The sequence below is a fragment of the Haloarcula ordinaria genome (assembly GCF_029338275.1).
GTDB classification, from domain to species: domain Archaea; phylum Halobacteriota; class Halobacteria; order Halobacteriales; family Haloarculaceae; genus Haloarcula; species Haloarcula ordinaria.
In genome coordinates, this window is sequence record NZ_CP119789.1 from 1,971,149 (window position 1) to 1,995,224 (window position 24,076).

25 protein-coding genes and 2 tRNA genes are annotated in these 24,076 nt (G+C 66.6%); 9 read left to right on the forward strand and 18 right to left on the reverse strand.

Annotated elements, in window-relative coordinates; translation table 11 throughout:
- Window positions 1–54: 54 nt before the first annotated feature.
- The gene (locus P1L41_RS10495) at window positions 55–1,464 is read left to right on the forward strand and encodes an MBL fold metallo-hydrolase (protein WP_276295678.1); all 1,410 of its coding nucleotides are present in this window, start codon (window positions 55–57) and stop codon (window positions 1,462–1,464) included.
- A gap of 3 nt (window positions 1,465–1,467) precedes the next feature.
- Window positions 1,468–1,755, forward strand: a complete 288-nt coding sequence (locus P1L41_RS10500) for a DUF3006 domain-containing protein (RefSeq protein ID WP_276295679.1) — start codon at window positions 1,468–1,470, stop codon at window positions 1,753–1,755.
- Between the two features lie 188 nt (window positions 1,756–1,943).
- Here the strand turns inward: P1L41_RS10500 and P1L41_RS10505 are convergent.
- From P1L41_RS10505 to P1L41_RS10545, 9 genes are all read right to left on the reverse strand, one after another.
- Window positions 1,944–2,017: transfer RNA gene (locus P1L41_RS10505), tRNA-Thr, on the reverse strand.
- Between the two features lie 32 nt (window positions 2,018–2,049).
- The gene (locus P1L41_RS10510; protein WP_276295680.1) at window positions 2,050–2,517 is read right to left on the reverse strand and encodes a GNAT family N-acetyltransferase; all 468 of its coding nucleotides are present in this window, start codon (window positions 2,515–2,517) and stop codon (window positions 2,050–2,052) included.
- Window positions 2,518–2,565: 48 nt separating this feature from the next.
- On the reverse strand, window positions 2,566–3,141 hold the full coding sequence (locus P1L41_RS10515; RefSeq protein WP_276295681.1) for a CBS domain-containing protein: 576 nt from the start codon (window positions 3,139–3,141) through the stop codon (window positions 2,566–2,568).
- 82 nt (window positions 3,142–3,223) lie between these two features.
- The gene (locus P1L41_RS10520; protein ID WP_276295682.1) at window positions 3,224–3,982 is read right to left on the reverse strand and encodes a GTP cyclohydrolase III; all 759 of its coding nucleotides are present in this window, start codon (window positions 3,980–3,982) and stop codon (window positions 3,224–3,226) included.
- A gap of 49 nt (window positions 3,983–4,031) precedes the next feature.
- Window positions 4,032–4,364: a DUF7344 domain-containing protein gene (locus P1L41_RS10525; RefSeq protein WP_276295683.1), complete on the reverse strand. Its 333-nt coding sequence runs from the start codon at window positions 4,362–4,364 to the stop codon at window positions 4,032–4,034.
- A gap of 159 nt (window positions 4,365–4,523) precedes the next feature.
- On the reverse strand, window positions 4,524–4,823 hold the full coding sequence (locus P1L41_RS10530) for a DUF5785 family protein (protein WP_276295684.1): 300 nt from the start codon (window positions 4,821–4,823) through the stop codon (window positions 4,524–4,526).
- A gap of 52 nt (window positions 4,824–4,875) precedes the next feature.
- Complete coding sequence (locus P1L41_RS10535; protein WP_276295685.1) at window positions 4,876–6,249, reverse strand: CARDB domain-containing protein; 1,374 nt, start codon at window positions 6,247–6,249, stop codon at window positions 4,876–4,878.
- Between the two features lie 482 nt (window positions 6,250–6,731).
- Window positions 6,732–6,815, reverse strand: a tRNA-Ser gene (locus tag P1L41_RS10540).
- Window positions 6,816–6,855: 40 nt separating this feature from the next.
- Window positions 6,856–7,596, reverse strand: coding sequence for a glycosyltransferase family protein (locus tag P1L41_RS10545; protein ID WP_276295686.1), 741 nt, complete (start codon window positions 7,594–7,596; stop codon window positions 6,856–6,858).
- Between the two features lie 414 nt (window positions 7,597–8,010).
- On the opposite strand from P1L41_RS10545, the gene dinB reads away from it, so the two are divergent.
- Window positions 8,011–9,318 carry a DNA polymerase IV gene (gene dinB, locus P1L41_RS10550; RefSeq protein WP_276295687.1) on the forward strand — a complete coding sequence of 436 codons (1,308 nt, stop codon included), beginning with the start codon at window positions 8,011–8,013 and terminating at the stop codon, window positions 9,316–9,318.
- Window positions 9,319–9,348: 30 nt separating this feature from the next.
- Here dinB and P1L41_RS10555 read toward each other — a convergent pair whose 3' ends face one another.
- Entirely contained in the window at window positions 9,349–9,696 is a 348-nt protein-coding gene (locus P1L41_RS10555) for a hypothetical protein (RefSeq protein WP_276295688.1), read from the reverse strand.
- Window positions 9,697–9,851: 155 nt separating this feature from the next.
- Here P1L41_RS10555 and P1L41_RS10560 point away from each other — a divergent pair, with 155 nt between their 5' ends.
- The gene (locus P1L41_RS10560) at window positions 9,852–11,639 is read left to right on the forward strand and encodes an ATP-binding protein (RefSeq protein ID WP_276295689.1); all 1,788 of its coding nucleotides are present in this window, start codon (window positions 9,852–9,854) and stop codon (window positions 11,637–11,639) included.
- A gap of 15 nt (window positions 11,640–11,654) precedes the next feature.
- Here the strand turns inward: P1L41_RS10560 and tpiA are convergent, their stop codons facing one another.
- Window positions 11,655–12,302, reverse strand: a complete 648-nt coding sequence (gene tpiA / locus P1L41_RS10565) for a triose-phosphate isomerase (protein WP_276295690.1) — start codon at window positions 12,300–12,302, stop codon at window positions 11,655–11,657.
- A gap of 124 nt (window positions 12,303–12,426) precedes the next feature.
- Here tpiA and P1L41_RS10570 point away from each other — a divergent pair, with 124 nt between their 5' ends.
- Window positions 12,427–12,957 carry a response regulator transcription factor gene (locus P1L41_RS10570; protein ID WP_276295691.1) on the forward strand — a complete coding sequence of 177 codons (531 nt, stop codon included), beginning with the start codon at window positions 12,427–12,429 and terminating at the stop codon, window positions 12,955–12,957.
- On the opposite strand, the gene P1L41_RS10575 is transcribed toward P1L41_RS10570, so the two are convergent.
- Genes P1L41_RS10575 through hisC form a run of 4 tightly spaced genes read right to left on the reverse strand, consistent with a single transcriptional unit; the run spans window position 12,954 to window position 15,721 of the window.
- Window positions 12,954–13,487 (reverse strand): multiprotein bridging factor aMBF1, encoded by a 534-nt coding sequence (locus tag P1L41_RS10575; protein WP_276295692.1) that lies wholly within the window; start codon window positions 13,485–13,487, stop codon window positions 12,954–12,956. The two genes, P1L41_RS10570 and P1L41_RS10575, sit on opposite strands and share 4 nt — an antisense overlap.
- A gap of 43 nt (window positions 13,488–13,530) precedes the next feature.
- The gene (locus tag P1L41_RS10580) at window positions 13,531–14,139 is read right to left on the reverse strand and encodes a CDP-alcohol phosphatidyltransferase family protein (protein ID WP_276295693.1); all 609 of its coding nucleotides are present in this window, start codon (window positions 14,137–14,139) and stop codon (window positions 13,531–13,533) included.
- Window positions 14,136–14,642, reverse strand: a complete 507-nt coding sequence (locus P1L41_RS10585) for an adenylate kinase family protein (protein WP_276295694.1) — start codon at window positions 14,640–14,642, stop codon at window positions 14,136–14,138. Before P1L41_RS10585 ends, P1L41_RS10580 begins: the two co-directional genes overlap by 4 nt.
- On the reverse strand, window positions 14,639–15,721 hold the full coding sequence (gene hisC, locus P1L41_RS10590) for a histidinol-phosphate transaminase (protein WP_276295695.1): 1,083 nt from the start codon (window positions 15,719–15,721) through the stop codon (window positions 14,639–14,641). The genes P1L41_RS10585 and hisC overlap by 4 nt, the downstream gene beginning before the upstream one ends.
- Before the next feature lie 131 nt (window positions 15,722–15,852).
- On the opposite strand from hisC, the gene P1L41_RS10595 reads away from it, so the two are divergent.
- Both P1L41_RS10595 and P1L41_RS10600 read left to right on the forward strand, forming a co-directional pair.
- The gene (locus tag P1L41_RS10595) at window positions 15,853–16,308 is read left to right on the forward strand and encodes a transporter (RefSeq protein WP_276295696.1); all 456 of its coding nucleotides are present in this window, start codon (window positions 15,853–15,855) and stop codon (window positions 16,306–16,308) included.
- A 176-nt stretch (window positions 16,309–16,484) separates the two neighbouring features.
- Window positions 16,485–18,434: a methyl-accepting chemotaxis protein gene (locus tag P1L41_RS10600; protein WP_276295697.1), complete on the forward strand. Its 1,950-nt coding sequence runs from the start codon at window positions 16,485–16,487 to the stop codon at window positions 18,432–18,434.
- Between the two features lie 5 nt (window positions 18,435–18,439).
- Here P1L41_RS10600 and P1L41_RS10605 read toward each other — a convergent pair whose 3' ends face one another.
- Window positions 18,440–20,071, reverse strand: coding sequence for a GMC family oxidoreductase (locus P1L41_RS10605; protein WP_276295698.1), 1,632 nt, complete (start codon window positions 20,069–20,071; stop codon window positions 18,440–18,442).
- A gap of 75 nt (window positions 20,072–20,146) precedes the next feature.
- The gene (locus tag P1L41_RS10610; protein WP_276295699.1) at window positions 20,147–20,920 is read right to left on the reverse strand and encodes a fumarylacetoacetate hydrolase family protein; all 774 of its coding nucleotides are present in this window, start codon (window positions 20,918–20,920) and stop codon (window positions 20,147–20,149) included.
- A 159-nt stretch (window positions 20,921–21,079) separates the two neighbouring features.
- On the opposite strand from P1L41_RS10610, the gene P1L41_RS10615 reads away from it, so the two are divergent.
- A complete protein-coding gene (locus tag P1L41_RS10615) occupies window positions 21,080–21,808 on the forward strand; it encodes a prephenate dehydrogenase (RefSeq protein ID WP_276295700.1) in 729 nt (242 codons plus the stop codon).
- A complete protein-coding gene (locus tag P1L41_RS10620) occupies window positions 21,805–23,208 on the forward strand; it encodes a small ribosomal subunit Rsm22 family protein (protein ID WP_276295701.1) in 1,404 nt (467 codons plus the stop codon). The genes P1L41_RS10615 and P1L41_RS10620 overlap by 4 nt, the downstream gene beginning before the upstream one ends.
- Window positions 23,209–23,212: 4 nt before the next feature.
- Here P1L41_RS10620 and P1L41_RS10625 read toward each other — a convergent pair whose 3' ends face one another.
- Window positions 23,213–24,019, reverse strand: coding sequence for a hypothetical protein (locus tag P1L41_RS10625; RefSeq protein WP_276295702.1), 807 nt, complete (start codon window positions 24,017–24,019; stop codon window positions 23,213–23,215).
- Window positions 24,020–24,076: the final 57 nt, after the last annotated feature.

Sequence of the window (24,076 nt, forward strand, 5' to 3'; positions counted from 1 at the left end):
TCTCCGTCGAGCGTACCCGTACAATTCAATGTCTCTCCCCGAGAGGACTAGGTAATGGTCTCTCGACGGGTGGCGACACTCCTGGTCGCCACGCTCATCGTCCTCGCCGGGTGTAGCGCCGGTGAGCAACTGACGCCCGGACCGACCGCGACAGAGCAGCCGACGGCGGCCCAGACCCAGCAATCGGCGACCGCCACCGCCCCGAACGGGACACTCGAGGTGCACTTCATCAACGTCGGGCAGTCGCTGAGCACGCTGGTCGTCGGGCCGACCGGGGAGACGATGCTGATAGACACCGGGGACTGGCGGGACGACGGCCAGCTCGTCCTCGCGTATCTACAACGTCACGGTATCACCCGAATCGACTACCTAGTCTCCTCGCACGGCGACGCCGACCACATCGGTGGGAACGCGGCCGTCATCGAGTACTTCGAGACGGAGGCCGACGGCGTCGAGGCCATCTACGACCAGGGGCTCGCGTCGTCGTCGCAGACCTACGAGCGATACCTCGACGCCGTCGAACGACACGAGGTCACGCTCTACCGGACCCAGGCTGGCGACCGCATCCCGATGGACGGCGTCGAGGCGACAGTACTCGGCCCGCCGGAGGGATATCTCGACTCGCCCGAACGCAACGAGAACAGCGTCGTCGTCAAGCTGACCTACGGCGAGACGAGTTTCCTGTTCACCGGCGACGCCGAAGACGACGGTGAGCGATACCTCGTCGAGACGTACGGGTCCGATCTCGAGGCGACGGTCCTCAAAGCCGGCCACCACGGGAGCAAGTCCAGTACGAGCGACGCGCTACTCGACGTGGTCGACCCCGAAGCGGTGGTCATCTCCAGTAGTTACGACTCGCAGTACGGCCACCCCGACCCCGTAGTGCTCGATCGACTCGGCAGTCGGTCGATTCCGACGTACTGGACGGCCACCCACGGGGACATCGTGCTGGCGAGCACGGGCGAGCAGGTAACCGTGCAGACCCAGCGCGCCGCACCGACCGAGGCGACGGCAATCCGGAGCGGCGACCCCGTCGAGCCGGGCCTCGACGAGCCGGTGGCAGTCCGGGCACGGCTCCTCCCCGGTGAGACGGAGACCCCTGACGGAGAGCCGGCGACGGTCGTCAGCCGTGAAGGAACGCTCACGCTGGCGGCGGTCAACGCCGACGCCGCCGGCGACGACGGGACGAACCTCAACGACGAGTACCTCGTGCTGGAGAACACCGGCGACGGGACGCTCTCGCTGGGGAACTACACCGTCAGCGATGCCAGCGACCGCGTCTACACGATTCCGACCGGGACCGAACTCAGCCCCGGCGAGTCCATCACGATTCACAGCGGCGCTGGCGTCGATACTGCCACCGACCTCTACTGGGACGCCGGACGACCGGTCTGGAACAACGACGGCGATACCGTTACAATCCGAGACGCCGATGGGACCGTCGTGCTCCGGGAGGACTACTGACCGATGGGACGGACAGAACACACCGCAGTCGTCGACCGGTTCGAGAACGACCAGGCAGTGCTACTGGTCGAGGATGACGGTGCAGTCGTCGACGAGCTGGTCGTCACGAAAGGTCTGTTACCGGATGCCGCTCGACAACAGGACGCTGTTCTCCGTATCGCCTACGTAGACGACGCAGTGGTGCAACTGCGGTACGACGCCGAGGAGACAGAAGCGAGAACGGCCAGTGCGCAGAGCCGGTTCGACCGCCTCTCCCAGCGGCCCCCGTCGTCTGACGATACGGTCGAGTGAGAAAGGCTGTCGCTCAGGCGTCCGACGACGCCGTTTCGTCGGTGACACCGGCGAGTACCCGCTCGAAAATAACACGAGCCAGGGGTGGGATGTTGAACCAGAGCCAGACGTGCTCACTTCGTTCCGCGTGACTGGCAGGGTTCAAATCCACATTCGGTTGTGCTACTCACGAGTTGTTCGTAGCACCAAGCCAGGGGTGGGATTTGAACCCACGAACTCTCGATTACAAGTCGAGTGCTTGGACCACCCAAGCTCCCCTGGCGCCTCCGCGTACGGTGGTTGCAGGGGGACTGTTTAGAGAGTATCGTTTTCCACCGACTTCTCGAGTTCGACGCGGTGAGCCCGGTAGCCGTGCCGGCGGTAGAACCGACGGGCGGCCTCGTTGTCGGCCATCACTTCCAGCCCGACGTTCTCGACACCTTCCGTGGCCAACCGGTCCTCCGCGGCCGACAGCAGCGCCGACCCGATGCCCGCCCGCCGGTGTCCCGGCCGGACGTAGAGGTTCTCTATCGACCCCTGGGAGACGTCCTGCCGGTAGCGGCCCGATTTGACGGTGAACGCGACGAAGCCGACGATGGTCTCCTCGACGGTCGCCACCAGCACGCGCTCGGAGAACACACGGTTCGCTATCGACTCGCGGATTGCCGCTCGGTTGGCCTCGGCGAGGAGGTGCGACCCGTGGGTTCGCTGGTCGCCAGCGAGGTCCACCCACAGGTCGACGACAGTGTCGGTCTCGGCCGTCGTAGCTGTCCTGATCTCCACGGTTGAAGTGGGGGTTCGACCACGAAAACGATTTTCCCAACTCCGGCGCTAGACGTCCCGACAGTCGGCACAGAGCAGCTGGCCGTTGAACGACGAGAGGTTCTGCGTGAGCGTCCCGCAGGCAGAGCAGATGCCCTGGTCGTCGAAGTTGTCCTCGGCGATGGAGGTGGTCCCGTCGGTGGTGGCCGCCTGGCCCGTCGTCCCCAACTGCACGGGCTCTTCGACGCTGTCGGTCACCTCTCCTTCCAGGAGCGACGTCGAGAGGATGTCGCTCGCCGTCAGCGTTCCGAGCGGTTCGCCGTCCTCCACGACCAGAAGCCAGGACGTCGAGCGGGACGTCATCGTGTCCCTCGCTTCGGGGAGCCGTGCGTCCGGCTCGATCGCCGGCAGCGAGTCCCGCATCACGTCGCCGATGGTCGCTGCGCTCGTCTCGCCGTTACCGAGGAGATGAGTGAGGATGTCGTCGCGGGTGACACAGCCGACGGGGTCGTTCCCCCGCAGGACCAGTACGGCCTCGTCGTCGCTTTCGAGCAGCAATTCGGTCGTCTCGTGCAGGTCGTCGGACTCGCTCGCACCGAGGAATTCCCGGTCCATCACCTCCCGGACTGTTACGGAGTCGTTCATGCGAGAGAGTACCACACGGCTAATCTAAAAGATACCCCCAGTACGCTTATACCCTGCCCTCGCCAAGTGTGCTAGTCGTTCACTATCCGATGGTGACCGGGTCACCGGTGGCACGGCAGTGTTCCAGGGCGTGTTTCGCGTCCATCCCCGCCTCGGCCGGCGTTCGTCCCCTGCCGACGCCGACTTTGAGCTCCACATCGACCGCCTCGCGGACGTGGTCGATAGCGTCCTGGTAGTCGTCGCGGTTCAGCGACGGGCAGACCGCGATGACGTTGTCGCCGCCGACGAAGAACGACAGGGAGTCGTGGCTCTCGCGCATGTACTTCATCAGCGCGGCGTAGCCCTGCTCGATACGGATGAACGTATCGAACTCGTTGAGCTGGTCGGTGTACTTCTCCGTGGCGTCGTCGACGTCGAAGTGCGCCAGCTGGACGTCTGTCTCGGTGCGGAACTCGTCGTCGATGGTCTGACCCCGAAGTACTTCGCGTCGGCCCTTGTCCTGTGCGCTTCCGGCTTCCTGGAGCTGTTCTGTCGCCGTTCCCAGCGCCGACGCCGGCGTCGCCCCCGTCGCGACCGAGAGGCTCATCGAGACGGGGTACCGGTTCCCGACGGACTCCTGGATGAGGCCGTGGTCGTCCATGTCCAGGCCGTTCGAGACGGCGATCATGTTGTCGAATCGGGAGAAGAAGATGTACCCGTCTCGGTTGCCGAACAGCTGCGCCAGGTCGGCATAGAGGCGCGACTGCATCGTCTGGAGGTCGACCTCGCGTCGCGGTTCGGGCGTCACCGTCCACGGGCCGTAGTTGTCGATCTGGATGTGGGTAACCTGCGTGTTCGTCACTGTCAATCGCCGCTTGGTAACCCTCGGCTATTGGTCTATCGGAATACGCTCACTCGGCGTCGGGGACCACCTCCGGCCGGCGCAGTTCCACGGTACCGACCATCGAGTTGTACCGCACGACGCCGGTGGCGGTCAGCTTGGGGAGGTGGTCGCGGAACAGTTCCTCCCGGACCGAATCGACGTCGTCGTCCGGTAGCTCTGACTCGAGTGCGTCTCGTTCGGCTGCGAGCACCGTCTCGGCGAGTTCGCGGACGACGACCGGACCATTGACCCGGTCGAGAATCTCCAGCGCCCGACGTCGCCGCTCGACCGCGAGCAGGTCCGCGACGACGTCCGGTGGGAGCGGTCCCTCCTGTTCTGTTTCGGGGTCGTGTGTCGCCATAGTAATATCTACAACGTACCCCGATAAGTATGTGGCGCGGTAACATGCAACGGAATCGGTCACCCAGGACGCTGTCCACGGTGGTCCGTTTACGTCGCCTGACCGGCGAGTCACGGTCGTCGTCGTCGTCGAGACGTACGCGTTGAGAGAACCGTTGACTCAGGCGTGTTCGAGGCGGTAGGGCCACCAGTCCGCCTCGCGAAGTGCGCGGCCGACCGCCTTGTGGAAGTCCGGGAAGTCCTCGAAGGACTCCTGGTCGACGTGTTCGAAGACGTCCGCGACGCTGACCACCGTCTCGTAGTCGATTCGAACCGGGTGGTCGCCGTACTCGTCGACGAACGCCGATGCCTCGAGGGGGAAGTCTTCCTCCTCGTCTATCTTCTTCGCGAGCACGGCGTGGCCGTACTTGCGCCGTCCTTCGCTGCCTTCGTCCCCGTCGGGGTCGTGCGGCCAGTCCATACCGGACGGTAGGGGACCTCCACAAAAAGGATTTCTCTCCCGTGGTCGGGTTTCAGAGCTCGAAGTCCGAGCCGCTTTTGCCGCTGCCACCGCGCATGAACGCGAGCAAGCCGAAGAACACCAGGAGCGCGACTGCCACGCCGCCGGCGACGAGGAGCGTATCGATGCCCAGCACAGTCTGGGGGACGCCGGGCGGGAGGATACTCTCGTCACTCTCTCCGGCATCGCCGCCGTCCGCTGGCGGGGCCGTTTCGGTACCCGTCTCGGTGTCGCCTGGTGCTTCGGTGCCGACCTGCCCCTCAGTGACGACGACGCTCCCGACGCCCTGCCCGTTTATCCCCACCTGGTAATCACCGGCGCTCGTGACCTCGTGGGTGAGCGAGACCGTTCGTTCCTCTCCCGCCGGAATCCGCGTCACTGAGCTGTTCCGTTGTTCGCCGTTGACCGTCATCGCGGCCTCGTAGTCGCCCGCGACACTCCCCGAGTTGCGCACGGTCGCCTCAACGACGAGTCGTTGGCCGTCCGCTGTCTCCACGGCCCGCAGGCCCGTCTCCTCGATATCGAAGACCGGCTGGATGCTCCCTATCGCCAGCGTCTCGAACTCGGTCGTCCGAGCCTCGAAGACCACCGCATCGGTACGTTCCTCGACGATTGTCGTCTGGGCCGGCGTCCACGTCGACCCGGTCTGTGAGTAGACACTGAGCGCTTCCGCCTCGATACCCGCCGACCGGAGCGCCGACCTGTTGACGGCGAAGCGCATCGTCACGGCTTCCACCCCAGCCCTCGGGCCGACCGTCACGACACCGAAGACCGACGACCCCTCGTCGTCCGGTACTGTCACCGACGACGCCGACGGACTCGTGTACTCAGTCACCTGCTGGCCGAACCGGTCCTCGCTTGCCTCGACGGTCCATCGTTCGATAGCGAACGACCGGTTCTCGGCGGCAGGGACGTCGATTTCGTGTGGCTCCGTGGTCGAGACTCCACCGGTCCGTATCGCGATCGACCTGCTCGCTTCTGTCTCGTTGGTCACCCGCGCCGTTGCGCGTTTGACTCTCACGATACCGATCTCCTCGTTCCCCGCAGTGATTCGGTACGTTCCAGGGTTCTCGAAGACTACTGACTTGACGAGTCGCGTCTCCGAGTCACCGGGCACCACGACGCGCTCGCTCGCGATTTTCGTTCCATTCCGGCGAAGATCTACTGTCATCCCACCGCCATCGCTGCCGACGTTAACGATGCGGACCGTGATATTGAAATCGTCGCCAACAAGCGCTTCCGACGATTCTAGTTGCCCGCCGGTGACGGCGAGGCTCGGTGCGGCTGCTGCCGTTCCGATAGCTGCACCGACAACGAGCAGGGCGACAACACCGAACCGCAATGCTACCGTCTTGACATCGCCTGGGGACCAATTCTGTCGTTGCATCAATGTATCATGACCCAGACTATCCGTAAAAAATGCGTGGTCGCTCCGACCGTCGTTTGAGTGATGGTCTCGAAGCAGTGTCGGGCTCGTCGGCTTTCGGTCACGACAGCGTACGAGTCATCGCGGTATCTGGGTTTGAACCGGAGGGAGACGGTCACACTCACGCCGTTCGTGTGCTGCGACTCCCAGGGCTCAAATCCAGATGACCCGTTCACTGCTCACTGTCGCTCGCAGAGAAACGGTGGGGCTGGGATTTGAACCGAGCCAAGACGGTCCTGCTCGCTTCGCTTCGCGGGCTGCGACTTGTCGGCTTCAAATCCCAGGCGACGTGGTTACCACTCACGCGCTGTTCGTGGCAAAACACGGTGGGGCTGGGATTTGAACCGAAGGGAGACGGTCGAACTCACGCCGTTCGTGCGCTGCGACTCCCAGGGTACAAATCCAGATGACCCGTTCACTGCTCACTGTCGCTCGCAGAGAAACGGTGGGGCTGGGATTTGAACCCAGGAATCCGTGAGGATACCGGTTTTCAAGACCGGCGCAATAGGCCGCTCTGCCACCCCACCGCAACCTGGGCTACTCCACGATTCCTCTAAGGCCTGTCGGTTACTCCCGAACGAGTTCCGGGCCCGACTCGCCGTCGCGAACCCGGAGCCCGTACTGCTGGACGAGCGTCGTCGTGCGTGGCGGCACGACGCGACCGGCCTGTCGGCGCGCCCGGAGCACGGGCACCGCGGTTCGAAGGTCGGCGCGCGTCTCCAGCACCGGATTCGTCGGCAGGAAGTCGACGTCGAGGTCGGCGTCCCGCGCGCGTTCGGTCAGCGTCTCGACGCCCGGGGTCGCGTAGGCGTCGTCGAAGTCCACCGGCTCGCCGAAGCCGGCGTAGTACACGCGGCCGTCGGTCGTCGGGCCGAGGACGACGTCGCTGGTCCGGAGCTTCATCGCGGCGCTGTCTATCTGCTGGCGGGCGAGCAGGGCGGCGGTCGGTTCGACGGCCGCAGCGGTCGCGACGGACTCCCGTTCGAGCAGGTGGGCCACGGTGTTGCCGACGCGGGCGGCGAACGTCGACCCGACCTGTACCTCGTAGCGGGCGTCGGCCGGCGCGTGGAGCTCCGGGTCGAGGAACTCGCGAATCGACGCTTCGGGGTCTTCGACGCCGGGCACCTGGTCGGCCGGTCGGTAGTTGACCAGCAGGTCGGCGCCGCTGGACTCGATGGCCCGACAGACGTCGGTCAGCATCGCTGCGTACAGGTCCGTCGCCTCACGGTCGCTCAGCAGTCCGCCGGCGAGGTCCTCGAGGACGGCCCCTTCGACGGGCGGGTCGGCGAGCACTGCGACAGTGGTCATGCATGGTTCTCCGGCCCTCGCTGGTTTGTCGTTTGCGTTCGCACTACACCAGTTTGCGCTCGGATATCGACTCCCGCTTCCCAGCGCTCCGCAACGAGGTCTTCAACTCCGAGACGGCCAGGGCTATCTCGGGCCCGATGTGAGTCGACTCGTAAACCTGCGATGGATAGTGACCGGGGAAACGTTGAAGTCGAATCGTGTGCATAGTTACCATGGGGCACTAGATGCTCCCGGCGGGAACTACCGCTGACGCATTCCGGGATTGGCATCGACGGACGACCAGACGCCGGGGGGCACACCTGCCCCCCGCCCGTGGCTCGAGGCCGCAGACGATTCTGCGAACGGAGCACTCCCAGCCCGTGATGTGCGACCGGCCGACGCAGGGGTTTTGACCCACCGCGTGGACGTGTCGGTATGGACGCCGCGCGTCTCCCGGGCACGGACGGACCCGACCAGGTAGTCGCGCACGTGGACATGGACTGTTTCTACGCGGCGTGTGAACGCCGCCGAGAACCCGCGCTCGAGGGCGAACCGCTCGTCGTCGGGATGGGCTACGAAGCCGAGGAGACCCACGGCGCGGTGGCGACGGCGAGCTACGAGGCCCGCGAGTACGGCGTCGAGTCGGCGATGCCCATCTCGCAAGCCCTCGAGGCGCTACCGCGCAAAGTCGATGCGGCCAGGGACCCGGACGCGGACGTCGAGGCGGCGGGGTTCTACCGCCCCGTCGACATGGAGTTCTACGAGTCGGTGGCCGAGGAGGTCCGCGAGATAATCCACGACGAGGCGGATGTCGTTCGCGAGGTGAGCATCGACGAGGCGTATCTGGACGTGACCGACCACGTCGGCTGGGACGCGGTCAAGTCGTGGGCCGCCGACCTGAAGACGCGAATCGAGTCGGAGGTGGGTGTCGTCGCCAGCGTCGGCGTCGCGCCGACGATGAGCGCCGCGAAAGTCGCCAGCGACCGGGAGAAACCCGACGGCCTGGTCGTCGTCCGACCCGGAACGGTCCGCTCGTTCTTCGAGGACCTTCCGGTCGAAGACGTCCACGGTGTCGGTCCGGTGACCGCACGCGAACTGGGGGCGATGGGCGTCGAGACGGCAGGCGACCTGGCGGCCGCGGACCCCGAGGAACTCGAACGGCGGTTCGGGGAGCGCGGGCGCGAGATTCGGCGCTTCGCTCGCGGCGACGACGAACGCCAGGTCACCCCGCGCGGGAACCCCAAGAGCCTCTCTCGGGAGTCCGCGTTCACGGACGCCACGGACGACGCGGACACGATACGCCGCCGGGTCCGGACGCTCGCCGAGGCCGTCGCGGACCGCGCGTCCCGGAAAGACGCCCGGTACCAGACTATCGGCATCAAGGTCGTCGTCCCGCCGTACGACATCAACACCCGGGCGCGGTCGCTCCCCGGACCGGTCGACGACCCCGAACTGGTCGAGTCCGTGGCACTGGACCTCCTCGGTGAGTTCGAGGGTGTGGCCGTCCGGAAGGCCGGCGTGCGCGTCTCGAACCTGGATTTCTCAGCCGGCGAACAGGCGAGTCTCGACGGGTTCGACGGTGTGGCGGCGGCCGGCCAGGAAACCGACGCCGACCATCCCGCGGACGCGGGCCAGCCATCCCTCGATGCGTTCTCCGGCGGCGGAGAGTCGTCGGGTGACGAGACGGCCGACGCGGGCAACCGAGGACCCGAGGGACAGACCACGCTCTGGGAGTACGTCTGAGCGGACCGTTCCGACGATGACAGCGTCGGTTCAGGAGACGCCGTTCTCGAGGTTCTCGAGCAACTTCCCGACCAGCAGTCCCGCCCTCGGGGATATCGAATCGTCCGTCTGGACCGCCGTCGGATGGGCCGCGAGGGTCCGGACGAACTGCTCGCCGTGGGTCATGGCGTTGAGCATGTCAACCACGTCGACGACCAGGCCCTCGTCGCTCGTGTCCATCTCCGGGTAGCGCTCCTTCTCGGCCTCGGTGTAGCGTATCGTCCAGGCCGGGCCACCGACCGCCTCGACGACGTCTTCGAGCGGCGCCACCTCGACGGGCCCGTCGCTACTCCCCACGTAGACGACCCCGTCTTCGACGAACGTCTCGTATCGAGCCATACCCACGTTTCCACCCACTGGTCGTGCTAGCGAGTGCCAGGGCAATAGCAGTTGCCCCGCTGACAGCGAAGCACGCGGCCGCGACGTGTCGCCCGTGTGACTATCGTCTGACTGAGAGTTATGAGGGGAGACGCACGAAGCTACGCCAGAAACGTATGGGAGAGACCGAAACAATCACCGTCGCGGACACGAGCGCTGGTCCGGGAGGGGCCGACGAACCCGGACAGTCCGTCGACATCCCCGTGGTCGAACTGCTGACCGGTCGCGGGTTCATCACGGGCAAGAGCGGGTCGGGCAAGTCCAACACGGCGAGCGTCGTCGCCGAGAAACTGCTGGACAGCGGCTTCGGCCTGCTCATCGTGGACATCGACGGCGAGTACTACGGCCTCAAGGAGGAGTACGAGATACTCCACGTCGGCGGCGACGAGGAGTGTGACATCCAGGTCACCGAGGAGCACGCCGGGAAGATAGCCACCCTCGCCCTCGAACAGAACGTCCCCATCATCCTCGACGTCTCGTCGTACCTCGACGAGGAGGAAGCCGAGAACCTGCTGACAGAGGTCTCGAAGCAGCTGTTCGCCAAGGCAAAGAAGCAGAAACAGCCCTTCCTGATGCTCGTCGAGGAGTGCCACGAGTGGATTCCCGAGAAAGGCGGGATGGGCGAGGTCGGCAAGATGCTCATCAAGATCGGCAAGCGGGGCCGGAAACACGGCCTGGGCATCGTCGGCATCAGCCAGCGCCCGGCCGACGTCAAGAAGGACTACATCACCCAGTGCGACTGGCTGGTCTGGCACCGCCTGACCTGGAACAACGACACGAAAGTGGTCGGGCGAATCCTCGACAGCAAGTACGAGAACGCCGTCGAGGACCTGAACGACGGCGAGGCGTTCATGATGTCGGACTGGTCCGAGCGGGTCCGACGGGTGCAGTTCCACCGCAAGCAGACCTTCGACGCCGGCGCGACGCCAGGGCTGGACGACTTCGAGCGCCCGGAGCTGAAGTCCGTCAGCGAGGACCTCGTCTCGGAACTGGAGACGATAAGCGAGGAGAAACAGGCTACCGAGAGCCGCATCAAGGAGCTCCGCGAGGAGCTCGACAAGAAGAACTCGCGCATCGCGGAACTGGAGACCGAGCTCCAGGACGCCCGCGACCTCTCGCGCATGGCAGAGCAGTTCACGAGCGCGCTGATGGACCACGTCGACGGCTACAACCCCGGAAAGACCGAGCAAGAACGGCTGCAGGAACGCCGTGGACGGTTCGAGGACCCAGACCAGGGGTCCGAGACGGAGTCGGCGGCCGCCGAACCGGAGTCCGGGTCGGCCGACAAGACGTCCGGTGGCGGGTTCGGCGACGCGTTCAGCGCGTTCGAGGACGCGGGACCGGCGATGAACGGCGGGGCCGACGACTCGGTGTCGGCGAACGGCGAAGCGGCGGTGGCGAACGGGTCGGGCGGTGGCGCTACGGCTGACGACGGAGAGGTCGAAGAGGCCTTCGCCGCCGCCATGGCTGCCGCGCCGGACGAACAGGACGTCTCGACGAACGGCCACGCCGACTCTGACGACGGTGATATCATCGACGCCGGGGAGGAGGCGACCGTCGAGTCGCGGCCCCGGAAAGACGAGCCAGCCGTCGTCTCGGCGATCACAGCAGACATCGCCGAGATGGAGGAGAAGACCCGCCGGATGCTCTCGTACTACAAGGACCAGGGGCCGGGCACCCCGCTGAACGCCCACTTCTCGTCGGGCGGGTCGGGCGACCGGACGGCGGCCTACGCCAGGAACCGGACGCTCCGACTGCGCGGCCTCATCGAACACGTCGGTCGGGGGTCCTACGACTACCGGCTTCGGGAGCTCGTCGCCGAGGAGAGCGAGCGGGACCTCGACGACATGCGAATCGAGGACTACGTCTCGCAAATCGAGGCCGAAGTTATCGACGATACCTGAACAGCGGTTTCTCGGTTAGACCAGCGGCTCGACGAGGTCTTCGAGCGCCGCCCGCGGGTCGTCGGCCTTCGCGACGCCGCTCGCGAGCAGGACGCCGGTCGCGCCGAGGTCGCTGGCGGAGACGAGGTCCTCACCGGTCGAGATGCCCGCGCCACAGAGGACGTCCACGTCACCGTCGACACGCGCGGCAGCGTCGACGGCGCCGGTGACGATGTCCGGGTCAGCCTTGCTGACCGGGGTGCCGGTCCCGATGAGCTCCGGGGGTTCGACGGCGACGGCGTCCGGGCCGAGTGCCGCGGCCGCACCGATCTGTCCGGGGTTGTTCGCACAGACGATGGTCTCTAAGTCTGCGCGCTCGGCGGCGTCGAGGGACGCGTCGATGTCGGCGAGCTTGAGGCGGTTCTCCGAGTGGTTCAGCATCGTCCCCACGGCGCCGGCGTCGGCGACGGCTTCCGCGAGCGTGCTGCCGGTGTGGCTCCCGTGCTCGTTGGGGCTGACGTGCTGGGCCCACGTCTCGACACCGGTCTCGGCGACTGATTCGAGGTGTGCCGCCTGCGGCGCGACGGCGACACGGACGCCGGAATCGTCGCTGACGTCCGCTGCGGCGGACGCTACTTCCACTGGGTCGCACGGATACGCTTTGAGGTTGACCAGAACGAACATAGGCGAACCACGGAAGGCCGCCTGGAAATAGATTTTGCTCCTGGCTCGCGGTAGTGAAGGTTAAGCCCGCTGGGCAGCAACGTCTGCTCGAACCGTGAACCCTGGAGACTCGCCCGTTCCGACGGTGCTTGTCGTGGACGACGAACAGCACCTCGCGGACCTGTATACCGATTATCTGGCGGACCGGTACGAGGTCCTGACGGCCTACAGCGGCGAGGAGGCCCTCGACTTGCTCTCGAACGAGGTGGACGTCGTCCTGCTCGACCGCCGGATGCCCGTCGTCTCCGGCAACGAGGTGCTCGCCGAGGTAGAGGAACGTGGCCTGCGCTGTCGCGTCGCCATGGTGACGGCCGTGAACCCGGACTTCGACATCATCGGGATCGGCATCGACGACTATCTCGTCAAGCCGGTCACGCGAGCGGACCTGCGGTCGGTGGTCGAGCGCCTCTCGAAGGTCGCGACGTACAACGTCAAGCTGCAGCGACTGACCGCGAAGAAACTGAAGCGGAACGTCCTCAGTGTCGAGAAGTCACCGACAGAACTCCAGGAGAGCGAGCGGTACCAGCAGTTAGAGCGCGACATCGACGCGCTCTCCGACAGCGTCGACGAGCTCGCGACGGACCTGAACGTCGAGAAGTCCGACCTCAGGCTCTAGTCTTTCCGCTTGACCACGTCGCCGAGCGTGTACTCGCCGCTGCTGCTCCCGCTCGACCACTCCGTCTCGTCGCTGCTGCCGGCCGCACTCAGTTCGATTCCCAGCTCCTTCTCCAGTTTCTTCTGGACGTCGTCGCTGGGTAGCGAGTCCCCGTGTTCGAGCTTCCGGATGAGGCTCGCCTTCAGGTTGAGTTTCTGGGCCAGCTCCTTCTGACTGAGGCCCTGTGACTCGCGACCCTCGCGGATGAGCTGGTCGTAGTCCTGTGCGAGTTCGTCCATCTCGTCGAACATGTCCCGGCGACGGCTGGTGCTGGATCCACCCGAAGACGAACTCGACGACGACGAGGACGAGGAACTGCCCGACCCGCTGGAGGACGTCGAGTACTTCGTGGAGGTCGAAGACGAGCTGTCCTGGGTCTTGACCTCCGTCCCGAAGTCCGTACACTCGTCGCAGACGTCGAGTTCGGCCCCCTCGATCTTGACGCGGTTGGGGGAGGCGACATCCTTCCCGCACATCTCGCATTGAACCATACGGCGAAATTAGCCGGGCCGCCGTATAAATGATGCGCTGGGCTCAGTCCAGTGCCTGCATCGCGTAGTAGAACCGCTGGAGGGCAGTCAGGTGGCCGACGACGGCGAAGACGACGAGCAGCCAGCCGACCAGCGTGAGCCCGAGCAGTTCCGGATTGACGAACGCGGCCACGCCCGTCGTCAGCCCCACGAGCGCCAGGCGGTCGGCCCGGCCCAGCAGGCCGCCGTAGACCCGGTCGAGTCCGACGGCCTGTGACTGAGTGCCCAGGTAGGACGTCATCAGGACGCCGGTGACGGCGGCGACGCCGAGGACCCAGCGCTCCAGGCCCGCCGCGAGGCCGACGATGATGACGATATCCGCGTAGCGGTCCAGTACGTGGTCCAGCAGGTCGCCGCCGGCCGAGGCGACGTCGAGTTCGCGGGCCAGCGCGCCGTCGACGATGTCCAGCCAGCCGTTGAAGAAGACCAGGAGCGCGCCGGCGAGGTACAACAGTTGCGTGCGACCGACGAACGCGTAGACGACACCTGCGGCCACGGCGAGCAGGAACGCGATGACGCTGACGCCGTTGGGCGAGAGGCCGAGGGCGCGGGCGGCACTGACGAAGGGCACCAGCGCTCGGTCGGCGACGGAGCGGTAGCGGTCCAGCGTCATAGCCAGTCGATGAAGGAGACCTCGCCCGCGCTCGGTTCGCGCTCACCTGCGACGACGGCCGCGATGGCCGCCGCCACATCCTCTGGGTCGCGGTCGGTCGTATCTATCTCGTAGACTGCGTCCCGACCGTGGCGGTCGACGGCCTCCGAGAGGACGACGTCGAGTGCCTCCGCTTCGGCGTTCTCGTAGGCCTTCGAGTCGGCGTCACCGCGCTCCCGGAGGCGGTCGACGATTTCGTCAGGATGCGCTCGGAGCACCACCACCCGGTCGACCGGGAAGTGGTGTGCGAGGTGCGACTCGACGACGACGTCCTCGCGACCGTCCAGCCACGCCTCGACGGCCTCCAGGTCGGCGACCAGACTGCCGCGTTCCTCGTCGACGCCGGTCGAGAACCCCTCGGATTTGATGACCTCGTTAAGGTGGACGACCGCCAAATCGGTGTCCAGCCGGTCCGTCGCCGTCGTCTTGCCGGTCCCCGGCGTTCCGGTGACGGCGACTCTCACGCCTCGACCACCTCGATGACGTCGTTCAGTACCGAGACGGCACGCCTGGTGTCCGCTTCCGTACCGCAGGTGATGCGGATACACTCGGGCAGGCCGAACGACGAGCAGTCCCTGATAATGATGCCTTCCTCCTGGGCGGCGTCGGCAACGGTCGAGGCGTCACCGACCTCGGCGAGGACGAAGTTCCCCTGGCTCGGCCAGGTGTCAGCGGCGAGCTCCTCGCGGATGTACTCGCGGGCCCAGGCGGCCGTCTCGACCGACTGCTCTACGTGGCCGTCGTCGTCGAGCGCGGCCAGTCCGGCCCGGCAGGCCAGTTCACTCGCGGCGAACGGCGTGTTGATGCGGGCGTAGGCGTCGGCCCACGTCTCGGGGACCAGCGCGTACCCCAGTCGGACGCCGGCGAGGCCGTAGGCCTTCGAGAACGTCCGCAGGATGGCGACGTCGTCGCGCTCGTCGAGTAGCGGGCGCATGCTCGGCGAGTCGCTGAACTCGCCGTAGGCCTCGTCGACCAGGACGAGTGTCTCTTCGTCGGTCTCCTCGGCGATGGTCCGGACGGCTTCGGTGCTGAACTCCGCACCAGTGGGGTTGTGTGGGCTCGTCAGGTAGACGATGCGTTCACCGTCGTAGTCCTTCAGGACGGTGTCGGCCGTCTGGGCGAAGTCGTCGGCCTTCGCGATGGTGTACTCCGCGACGCCGCCGTGGTGGTACCGGGCGCTCATCGGGTAGTAGGCGAAGCCCGGCGTGGGGACGAGGACGTCGTCGCCAGGTTCGAGCATCGCCCGCGCGAGGTAGTCAAGTGCGCCGTCGCCGCCGTTGGCCAGCCACACCTGCTCGGGCTGGCAGTCCCACAGCGCCGCAACCTTCTCGACGAGGTCGGCGTGTGAGGCCTTCGGGTACGAGTGCATCCGCTCGGCCGACTCACGGATGGCCTCGACGGCCAGCGGGCTCGGTCCGAACATGTTCTCGTTCGACGCCAGCTTCACCATATCGTCCGGGTCGAGACCGAGCTCCCGGGCGACTTCTTCGATACCGCGACCCGCCCGGTAGACCGTATGCGACGAGAGGTCCCGTGGTTCCATGGCTGACTCAAACGGGTGGGGCGGCTTAAACGTGGCCACCTGTCCGCTCTCGGGGCCCACGCGGTTCGGTCGACACGGGACAGGCGGATCGATTCCCCGAGGTTCAAGAGGGGCGCGTCCAACCACCGGGTATGAGTGTCGTCGACGCTGGCGTGTTCGGTGTCCACCTGCTGTTCGCCGGACTCTGGTCGGGAAGCGTGTTGTTCACTACGTACGCCGTGTTGCCCCTGGCGATGAATGGGGACGCACAGCCGGGGCCGCTCGCGGCGTTGACTGGGAAACTCCGGACCGTCTCGCGGGCCAGCGCACTCCTGCTGTTGCTCACCGGCGGCCACCTCGCTGCGACCCGCTACACGGCCGAGTCGCTGACGGGGTCGCCACGCGGTCACCTCGTCCTGACGATGGTCGCGCTCTGGTTCGTCCTCGCGGGCCTCGTCGAAGTCGCAGGGTCGAAGCTCGAAGACGGGTTCGAGGAACAGAAGGTCCGCGAACCGGCCCGCGAGGCCCGCCCCTTCCTTCTCGGGGCGTCGCTGGTCGCCGTCCTCCTCCTGCTCGATGCCGGTGCGATTCTCGGCCTGTTTGGGTAACGTGACCGACACGGGCAGTCCCCGGACAGCGAGATTATCGGTTTCAGGGTGTTGGGATGGAACACTGCGGTTGGTCGACTGACGGCCACTCTATGAGACCCGCTGTCCTCGGCCCGATTATAACTCCTGATAGTCAGAGGGGAACTGTTTTTTCGGGGTAGGCGAGTGAGGCACGTATGTCTCAGCAGTCTGCGTCAAACACTGGCGGTACTTTCGGCGTTGCTCTCGACCAGTCCATTCGCGAGTTCCTCCACTACATCCCTGCCGGTGACACGATACCTGACGAGACGTGGCGGAGTCGCCACCGGAAAATTCTGTCGCTTATCGTGATACACGTGCCTTTCCTGATTCTCCTCGGACTGTACGAGGGGACCGAGTCGCTGGTGACCGGCGCGACGCTGCCAGCGTACGAACCCTCACACGTCGTTCTGGAGGCGGGTGTGTTGCTCGTGTTCGCAGCCCTCGGCTACACGTCCCGCCTCCCACGACGGGCCCGGACCGCTATCGCCTCGATGGGGCTGCTGACAGCGTCTGCGGTCCTCGTTCACTTCTCCGGCGGGTTCATCGAGGCCCACTTCCACTTCTTCGTCGTGATGGCCGTCGTCGCCATCTACGAGGACTGGCTGCCGTTTCTCGTGGGTATCCTCTTCGTTGCCGTCGAGCACAGCGTCTTCGGACTCGTCAATCCTGGCGAGATGTACAACCACCCCGCGGCCGTCGAGAACCCGCTCGTCTGGGCTACTATTCACGCCGTCTTCATCCTCGGTCTCGCCGGTGCGCTGATGGCCCACTGGTACTCGACCGAGGTGTCCCGCGAAGAGGTCCACGAGCAACTTGCGGCGGTGGAGGCAAAGCGGGACGAGATAGACGACCTCCAGGCGAGGCGGGAGGCCATCGAGGAAGAGAAGGCCGAGGCCGAGCGCCTGAAATCGGAGGCCGAGGCCCGTCAGCAGGAGGTCGAGGCACTGGTCTCGCACCTGGAGTCCAAGGCCGACGCCTACAGCGTCACCATGTCACAGGCCGCCGAAGGCGACCTCACCGTCCGGTTGGACCCCGAGAGTCAGAGCGACGCGATGACCCAGATCGCGGCGTCGTTCAACGAGATGCTCGACGAGACGGCCGACGCGATGCAAGAGATCCAGTCGTTCGCCGACACCGTCGCCACCGCCAGCGAAGAGGCGTCGACCGGGACGGCCGAGGCCAGCGACGCGAGCGGCGAGGTCAGCGAGTCCATCCAGGCCATCGCCAGCGGGGCCGACGAACAGCGCGAGATGCTCGAACAGGTGTCCGGCGAGATGACCGACCTGTCGGCCACGGTCGAGGAGGCGGCGGCCTCCGCCTCCGAGATAGCGACCCGCTCCCGCGAGATGACCGAGGTCGCCGAGGAGGGCGAGTCGACGGCCGAGGCGGCCATCGAGGACGCCCGAGAGGTCCAGGCGGCCATCGACGAGACCGTCGAGAACGTCGAGTCGCTCGACGCGCAGATGGCCGAGATCGGGGAGATTATCGAACTCATCAGCGACATCGCGGAGCAGACGAACATGCTCGCGCTCAACGCGAACATCGAGGCCGCTCGTGCCGGCGACGGCGGTGGCGGTGAGGGCTTCGCCGTGGTCGCGAACGAGGTCAAGCAGCTGGCCGAGGAGACCCAGCAGTCGGCGACCGAAATCGAGCAGCTCATCCAGGAGACCCAGTCCCAGACGGAGGAGACTGTCGAGGAGGCACGTGCCGCAGAGGCCTACATGGACGAGAGTGTGGACGCCGTCGAGGACGTCGTGACGGCCTTCGAGACCGTCGCCGAGAACGCCGAGGCGACCGACAGCGGCATCCAGGAGGTGCGCGACACCACCGACGACCAGGCCGCGAGCACGGAGGAGGTCGTGGCGATGGTCGAAGAGGTGGCAGACATCAGCCGGTCGACGGCCAGCGAGACCGAGCAGGCGTCGGCGGCGGCCGAGGAACAGACCGCGTCCCTCTCGCAGGTCAACTCCACCGTCGAGTCGCTGCGGGACCAGACGACACGGCTCCAGGGACTCATCGAGACGTTCGACGTCGGCCGGTCGGACGCATCCGGCGTGACGGAGGGTCGCCGGAAGAACCTCGCCGACGGCGGGCAGCCCGAGTAGACTTCTCAGAGCCGTTCTGCGACGTGGTCGGCACCTTTCAGCGCGAGCGCGGCGATGGTGAGCGTTGGGTTCATCGACCCGCTGGTGACGAACACGGACGAGGAGGCGACGGTGAGGTTCGACAGGTCATGGGTGCGAAGCTGCGGGTTCACGACGCTCTTCTCGGGGTCGACACCCATCCGGGTCGTGCCCATGTGGTGGTACGCCGGCCCGGTGTTGGCCGGGCCGACGGTCCAGGAGACGTCCGTGCCCAGTTCGTCGAGCACCGCGTGCTGAATCTCGTTGGCCCGGTCGAGCGACCGGCCCAGGCGGTCGCCGAAGGACCACTGGACGTCCGGAACCGGATTCCCGTGGTCGTCGGTCGTCGAATGGTCGAGTGTGACCCGGTTCTCGCGCCGTGGCGGCTGGCCGACCAGGCCGCCCATCGAGATGCTGTGCCCGTAGTCCGCTCTGAGGTCGTCCAGGAGCGAGTCGCCCCAGTCGTCGGCGTCGAGCGCGAGTTCCACCGGCGAGGGGCCGGCGTAGTTCAGGAACTCCAGTTTGATTGGCGAGAAGGCGTCGCTCGACGACGAGACGACGGTCTCGCCCGAGTCGACCCGCTCGACGGTCTGGCCCGGATCGTCGTAGAACTGGTGACACTCGCTGGTGATGAATCCGACGTGGTTCTGCCTGGTCTCACGGTCGATAGTGCCACCCGCCCCTGCGAAGAGGTGGTCCATGAAGTACCGACCCACTGCCCCCGATGAGTTCGCCAGTCCGTCCGGGTGATGCTCGGACCGGGACAGCAGGAGGATTCGGGGGATCTCGACCCCACCCGCGGCGAGGACGAACTCGCGGGCTTCCTGGCGGTGCTCGTCGCCGTCCGGCGTGGCGTACCGGGCGGCAGTCACGCGCCCGTCGCCGTCGGTCTCGAGTCGCTGGACCGGGGCCCGGTCGATGATTCGAGCGCCCGCGTCCGCCGCGTCTTCGACGTGGACGCTGGCGTCGTACTTCGCGCCGGAGGGGCACACGGGTTGACAGGTCCCGTACCCGACGCAGGCGCTCCGCTCGTCGTACCCCTCGGAGTTCCGTGCGTTGGGCACCGAGTGCATCGTGATGCCCAGCGCTTCGCAGGCCTCCGCGAACAGCGAGTCGCTGTACGATGGCGGGAACCCCGCCATCGGGAACGGGCCGTCCCGGTCCGGGGCGAACGGGTTGTCTGCGTCGCCCGCCACGCCCAGCGCCCGTTCGGCCGCGTCGTAGTACGGGCGTATGTCGTCGTACCCGATGGGCCACGCAGGGTCGTCGTTGCGGTGGCTGCCGTCGAAATCCGTCGGGTGCAGGCGCATCACCATCCCCTGCCAGTGGAGCGTCGACCCGCCGACGCCCTTGACGCGAGAGACGTTCAGCGGGTAGTACTGCTCGCCGGTCGCACTGAAGGCGTCGCGGTCGCCGCCCATCTCCCAGACCGAGCCACCGTCACCCGGGCGAATCGCTTGCTCCATCCGCCGCTGGCGACTGTCGAAGTCGAACTGTGGGCCGGCTTCGAGGACGACGACGTCGTGGCCGTTCCCGGCGAGACGGCTGGCGACGAGCGCACCCGCCGGTCCGGCGCCAACGACGCAGACGTCGACTCGCTCGGACGGCTCGCGCTCCATCTGAGTTGTCTTAGGCGAGCCTAAACTTAGCGGTTATCATCTCCCCGCACGGTCTGACGAAAACAGTGCCGTCGGTTACGGAATCTTGACCGAGTGTTTGAGCGTCCCGATGCCCTCGATCTCGACTTCGACCTCGTCGCCGGTCGACAGCGGCCCGACGCCCGCCGGCGTGCCAGTCGAGATGACGTCGCCGGGTTCCAGCGTCATGTACTCGGTTATCTCCGCGATGAGCTCGGGCACGGAGAAGATGAGGTTGTCGCGGCTGGAGGACTGCTTCGTCTCGCCGTTGACGCGCAGTTCGATGCTGGCGTCGTCAGGCACGTGCTCCGGTGTGGCGACCAGCGGGCCGATCGGCGCGGAGTTGTCGAACGCCTTCCCGCGGACCCAGTTCTGCTCGATGTCCTGGTCGTCGCGGTTCGAGATGTCGTTGATGCAGGTGAACCCGGCGACGACGTCCATCGCGCCCGATTCGCTGACGTTCTTGCACTGCTCGCCGATGACGACGCCGAGCTCAGCCTCGTAGTCGATGCGTTCCTTCCCCGGGAGCAGGGTGAGGGTGTTGCCGTGCGAGGCGACGGCGTTGGGGGCCTTGAGGAACAGCATCGGTCGGTCCGGAATCTCGCTGTCCGTCTCCTCGGCGTGGTCGACGTAGTTGATGCCGACACAGACCATCTTCGTCGGCTCGCACGGCGGGAGGATGTCGACTTCGTCGGGGGAGTACATCTCGTCGCCGAAAGCGATGCGACCGTACGGACCGGCGGCGGCGGTGACCTTGGGTTCGCCGTCCTCGACGGTCCAGCGGCCGCCACGGACGTTACCCGCGGAGTCACGGAATCGAACGCGCTTCATAAAAGTCCCGAGTCGCGGCCGAGGGATAAGCGTTTAGGACACGAACCCTCAGCCGACGGGTGGTTCGACGACTGTCAATGCCCTGTACGACACCTGGGGTATCGGCCCTGGCCTGCGCTGACCGAACTGCTTTTGAGACGCGACGGGCTACGCCCGCCAATGAACGTCTTAGTCGTCGGTGCGGGCGCGATGGGGCGCTGGTTCGCCCGGACGGTCCGGGACGCCGCCGCCGTCGCCTTCACCGACACGGACCCAGCGAGCGCCCGAGCCGCAGCGGACGCGGTCGACGGGCGCGCCGTGCCGACCGACACCGACGAGGCCTTCGACGTCGTCTGTATCGCCGTGCCGATGCCCGCGGCACGCGTCGCCATCGAGCAGTACGGACCGCTCGCGACCGAAGCCGTCGTCGACGTGACGGGGAGCATGCGAGACCCGGTGGCCGCGATGCGGGAGGCCGCCCCCGACGCCGCCCGGATGAGCCTCCACCCGCTGTTCGCCCCCGACAACGCCCCGGGGAACGTCGCCGTCGTCACGGACAGCGGCGACGAGACGACCGATGCACTCCTCGACGTGCTCCGCGAGGCCGGGTGCGACTGTTTCGAGACGACGCCGGCCGAACACGACGAGGCAATGCAGACGGTCCAGGCGGGCGCTCACACGGCCATACTCGCGTTCGCGCTGGCCGCCGACTCGGTACCCGACGAGTTCCAGACGCCGGTCTCCCAGGGCCTCTACGACCTCGTCGAGCAGGTCACCGGTGGTGACCCGCACGTCTACGCCGACATCCAGCGCGCCTTCGACGGAGCAGAACCGGTCGCCGACGCCGCCGGACGCATCGCCGACGCCGACTACGAGGAGTTCCAGCGGCTCTACGACGCCCTCTCATGAACCCGGCGACGCGGGACCAGATACGCGACAACGCGCGGTACCTGCGCAGCGTCCGCCCCATCGACCCCGAGGAGATATTCGAGTACGTCGAGGGCCAGCCACACCCTGCTGTCGTCCGGCAGGTGCTGCGCGAGGAGGCCGTCGACCTGGGACTCGTCGAACAGGACGACGGGACCTTCGTGCCGGCTCCGGACGGGCCGCTGGACGTTCCGTTCCACGGCGTCGAGCGATTCCCGGCCGAGCACGAGTCGCTTGTCGACGACCTGCTGACGGACGCCTACGGACCGGCGTGGGAACGCGGCGACAGCGGCGAGCGACTCCGCGAGCGGATTCGCGACGTCAAGGCGGCCTATCTCCACGGCAGCCACGTCGAGTACGACGACCTGACCGCCCACGGCTACGCCGTCTACCACCTGCCGGACTACTACGCCTCGACGGCGTACCTGCTCGCGGACCTGGCGGCCGACGGCCTGCTCCCCTCGCAACTCCGCGTCATCGACGTGGGTGCCGGCGTCGGCGGACCGGCGCTCGCGCTGGTCGACCTGCTCCCCGACGACGCCCTGCTGGAGTACCACGCGGTCGAACCCAGCGCCGCGGCCGACGTCCTCGCGACGATGCTCGAACCGACCGGGTCGAACGTCCAGTGGACCGTCCATCGGGATCGCGCGGAGGACTTCGAGCCCGACGGCGAGTACGACCTCGTCGTCTTCGGGAACGTCCTGAGCGAGCTCGCGGACCCCGTCGCGGTGGTCGAGCGGTACCTCTCGATGCTGGCCGACGACGGCACGATGCTGGCGATGGCGCCGGCCGACCGGAACACGGCGATACAGCTCCGCGAGGTCGAACGCGCCGTCGCCGACGACGGAGCGGCGACGGTGTACGCCCCGACCGTCCGCCTCTGGCCTCACCAGACACCGACGAGCGAGTCGTGGTCGTTCGACCGCAAGCCGGACATCGAAGTGCCCGGAATACAGCGACGACTCGACGACGCCGGCGGCGGGACCGGCGAGTTCGTGAACGCCGACGTCCAGTACGCTTTCAGCGTCCTGCGGACCGACGAGCGGACACGCATCGAGATGACGCCGGACCGGGGCACTCACGCGCCGATGGCCGACGCCGAGAACTACGTCACCGACCGGGTGAACCTGCTCGCCGTCAAGCTGAGCCACGACCTCTCCGACCGCGAGGGGGCCAACCCGCTGTACCTGCTGGGCGACGGGAGCCAGTCCGTCGACCACTTCGCCGTCCGCACCGACCCGTCGCTGCTGAACGAGGACCTCGAGACGGCCGACTACGGCGACCTGCTGTCCATCCAGAACGCGCTCGTGCTGTGGAACGACGACGAGGCGGCGTACAACGTCGTCGTCGACGGCGAGACGACCGTCGACCGGGCGCGGTGACGACTCAGCCCTGTTCGAGGACCACGCGGAGGATGTATCCCTGCCCTTCCGTGACGAACGCGGCCGGCTCGCCCGGTCCGGTCTCGATGCGTATCTTCCCCGAGAGCGTCCGTGCCATCGCGGGGAACCCGTCGTCGTAGTCGTTGGCAACCGGCTCGCCCTCCATCAGGGTGCCGGGAAGCGACGCCTCGACACGGACGCCCTCGGCTTCGATGTCGAGTTGGAGCCCCTCGTCATCGATGTGGACCGGGTAGGTCTCGGCGCCCGCCACCTCGACCGTGTCCACGATTCGCTCCAACGTCTCCCCCGACGTCCGGGCGACAGTCGGTGCCGCCGTATCGTCAGCGAAGTGGAAGCGGCCTGACTCGAACGCCATCGGCATCTCAATCGAGATATCGGCGAACTCGTCGACGTCGCTGCTCCCGTCGAGCGTCACGCGCTCGTCCTCGGCGTCGATCACCAGCTCGTCGGCGACGCCGCGGTCCGGGTCACCGTCGAACCGCATCTCCACCTGTGCGGTCTCCGGGAGCATCGCCAACCACACCTGGAGGTCGAGGAGGTTCACGAGCGCTCGGACGGCGCCGGGTCCCGTCACCTCGATTCGTTCGAGGAAGTCGTCGGTGAACGTCGTGTACACCGCCGGCAGGTGGGCCGTGGTTCCGGCAGGGGTGTCCAGCACGCCGTCACGAACCCGCAGCATCGTCTCGTCGAACGTCTTCCCGGCGACGTCGTGGCCGGCGAGCGCCGTCGTCCGGATGGCGAACTGCAGGTCGGACACTGCCCCCTCGACGGTGGCGAGGTTGTGCGACATGAGTGATATATCGGAGTACTGGTATAAAAAATTGAACGGTGGGCTTTTCTCGCCGTC

Coding starts and splice junctions, on each gene's coding strand:
- P1L41_RS10495 (WP_276295678.1), top strand. CDS start 55: ATGGTCTCTCGACGGGTGGCGACACTCCTGGTCGCCACGCTCATCGTC.
- P1L41_RS10600 (WP_276295697.1), top strand. CDS start 16,485: ATGTCTCAGCAGTCTGCGTCAAACACTGGCGGTACTTTCGGCGTTGCT.
- P1L41_RS10515 (WP_276295681.1), bottom strand. CDS start 3,141: ATGAACGACTCCGTAACAGTCCGGGAGGTGATGGACCGGGAATTCCTC.
- P1L41_RS10615 (WP_276295700.1), top strand. CDS start 21,080: ATGAACGTCTTAGTCGTCGGTGCGGGCGCGATGGGGCGCTGGTTCGCC.
- P1L41_RS10535 (WP_276295685.1), bottom strand. CDS start 6,249: ATGCAACGACAGAATTGGTCCCCAGGCGATGTCAAGACGGTAGCATTG.
- P1L41_RS10605 (WP_276295698.1), bottom strand. CDS start 20,071: ATGGAGCGCGAGCCGTCCGAGCGAGTCGACGTCTGCGTCGTTGGCGCC.
- hisC (WP_276295695.1), bottom strand. CDS start 15,721: ATGGAACCACGGGACCTCTCGTCGCATACGGTCTACCGGGCGGGTCGC.
- dinB (WP_276295687.1), top strand. CDS start 8,011: ATGGACGCCGCGCGTCTCCCGGGCACGGACGGACCCGACCAGGTAGTC.
- P1L41_RS10625 (WP_276295702.1), bottom strand. CDS start 24,019: ATGTCGCACAACCTCGCCACCGTCGAGGGGGCAGTGTCCGACCTGCAG.
- tpiA (WP_276295690.1), bottom strand. CDS start 12,302: ATGTTCGTTCTGGTCAACCTCAAAGCGTATCCGTGCGACCCAGTGGAA.
- P1L41_RS10610 (WP_276295699.1), bottom strand. CDS start 20,920: ATGAAGCGCGTTCGATTCCGTGACTCCGCGGGTAACGTCCGTGGCGGC.
- P1L41_RS10545 (WP_276295686.1), bottom strand. CDS start 7,596: ATGACCACTGTCGCAGTGCTCGCCGACCCGCCCGTCGAAGGGGCCGTC.
- P1L41_RS10530 (WP_276295684.1), bottom strand. CDS start 4,823: ATGGACTGGCCGCACGACCCCGACGGGGACGAAGGCAGCGAAGGACGG.
- P1L41_RS10500 (WP_276295679.1), top strand. CDS start 1,468: ATGGGACGGACAGAACACACCGCAGTCGTCGACCGGTTCGAGAACGAC.
- P1L41_RS10575 (WP_276295692.1), bottom strand. CDS start 13,487: ATGGTTCAATGCGAGATGTGCGGGAAGGATGTCGCCTCCCCCAACCGC.
- P1L41_RS10595 (WP_276295696.1), top strand. CDS start 15,853: ATGAGTGTCGTCGACGCTGGCGTGTTCGGTGTCCACCTGCTGTTCGCC.
- P1L41_RS10620 (WP_276295701.1), top strand. CDS start 21,805: ATGAACCCGGCGACGCGGGACCAGATACGCGACAACGCGCGGTACCTG.
- P1L41_RS10555 (WP_276295688.1), bottom strand. CDS start 9,696: ATGGCTCGATACGAGACGTTCGTCGAAGACGGGGTCGTCTACGTGGGG.
- P1L41_RS10580 (WP_276295693.1), bottom strand. CDS start 14,139: ATGACGCTGGACCGCTACCGCTCCGTCGCCGACCGAGCGCTGGTGCCC.
- P1L41_RS10525 (WP_276295683.1), bottom strand. CDS start 4,364: ATGGCGACACACGACCCCGAAACAGAACAGGAGGGACCGCTCCCACCG.
- P1L41_RS10560 (WP_276295689.1), top strand. CDS start 9,852: ATGGGAGAGACCGAAACAATCACCGTCGCGGACACGAGCGCTGGTCCG.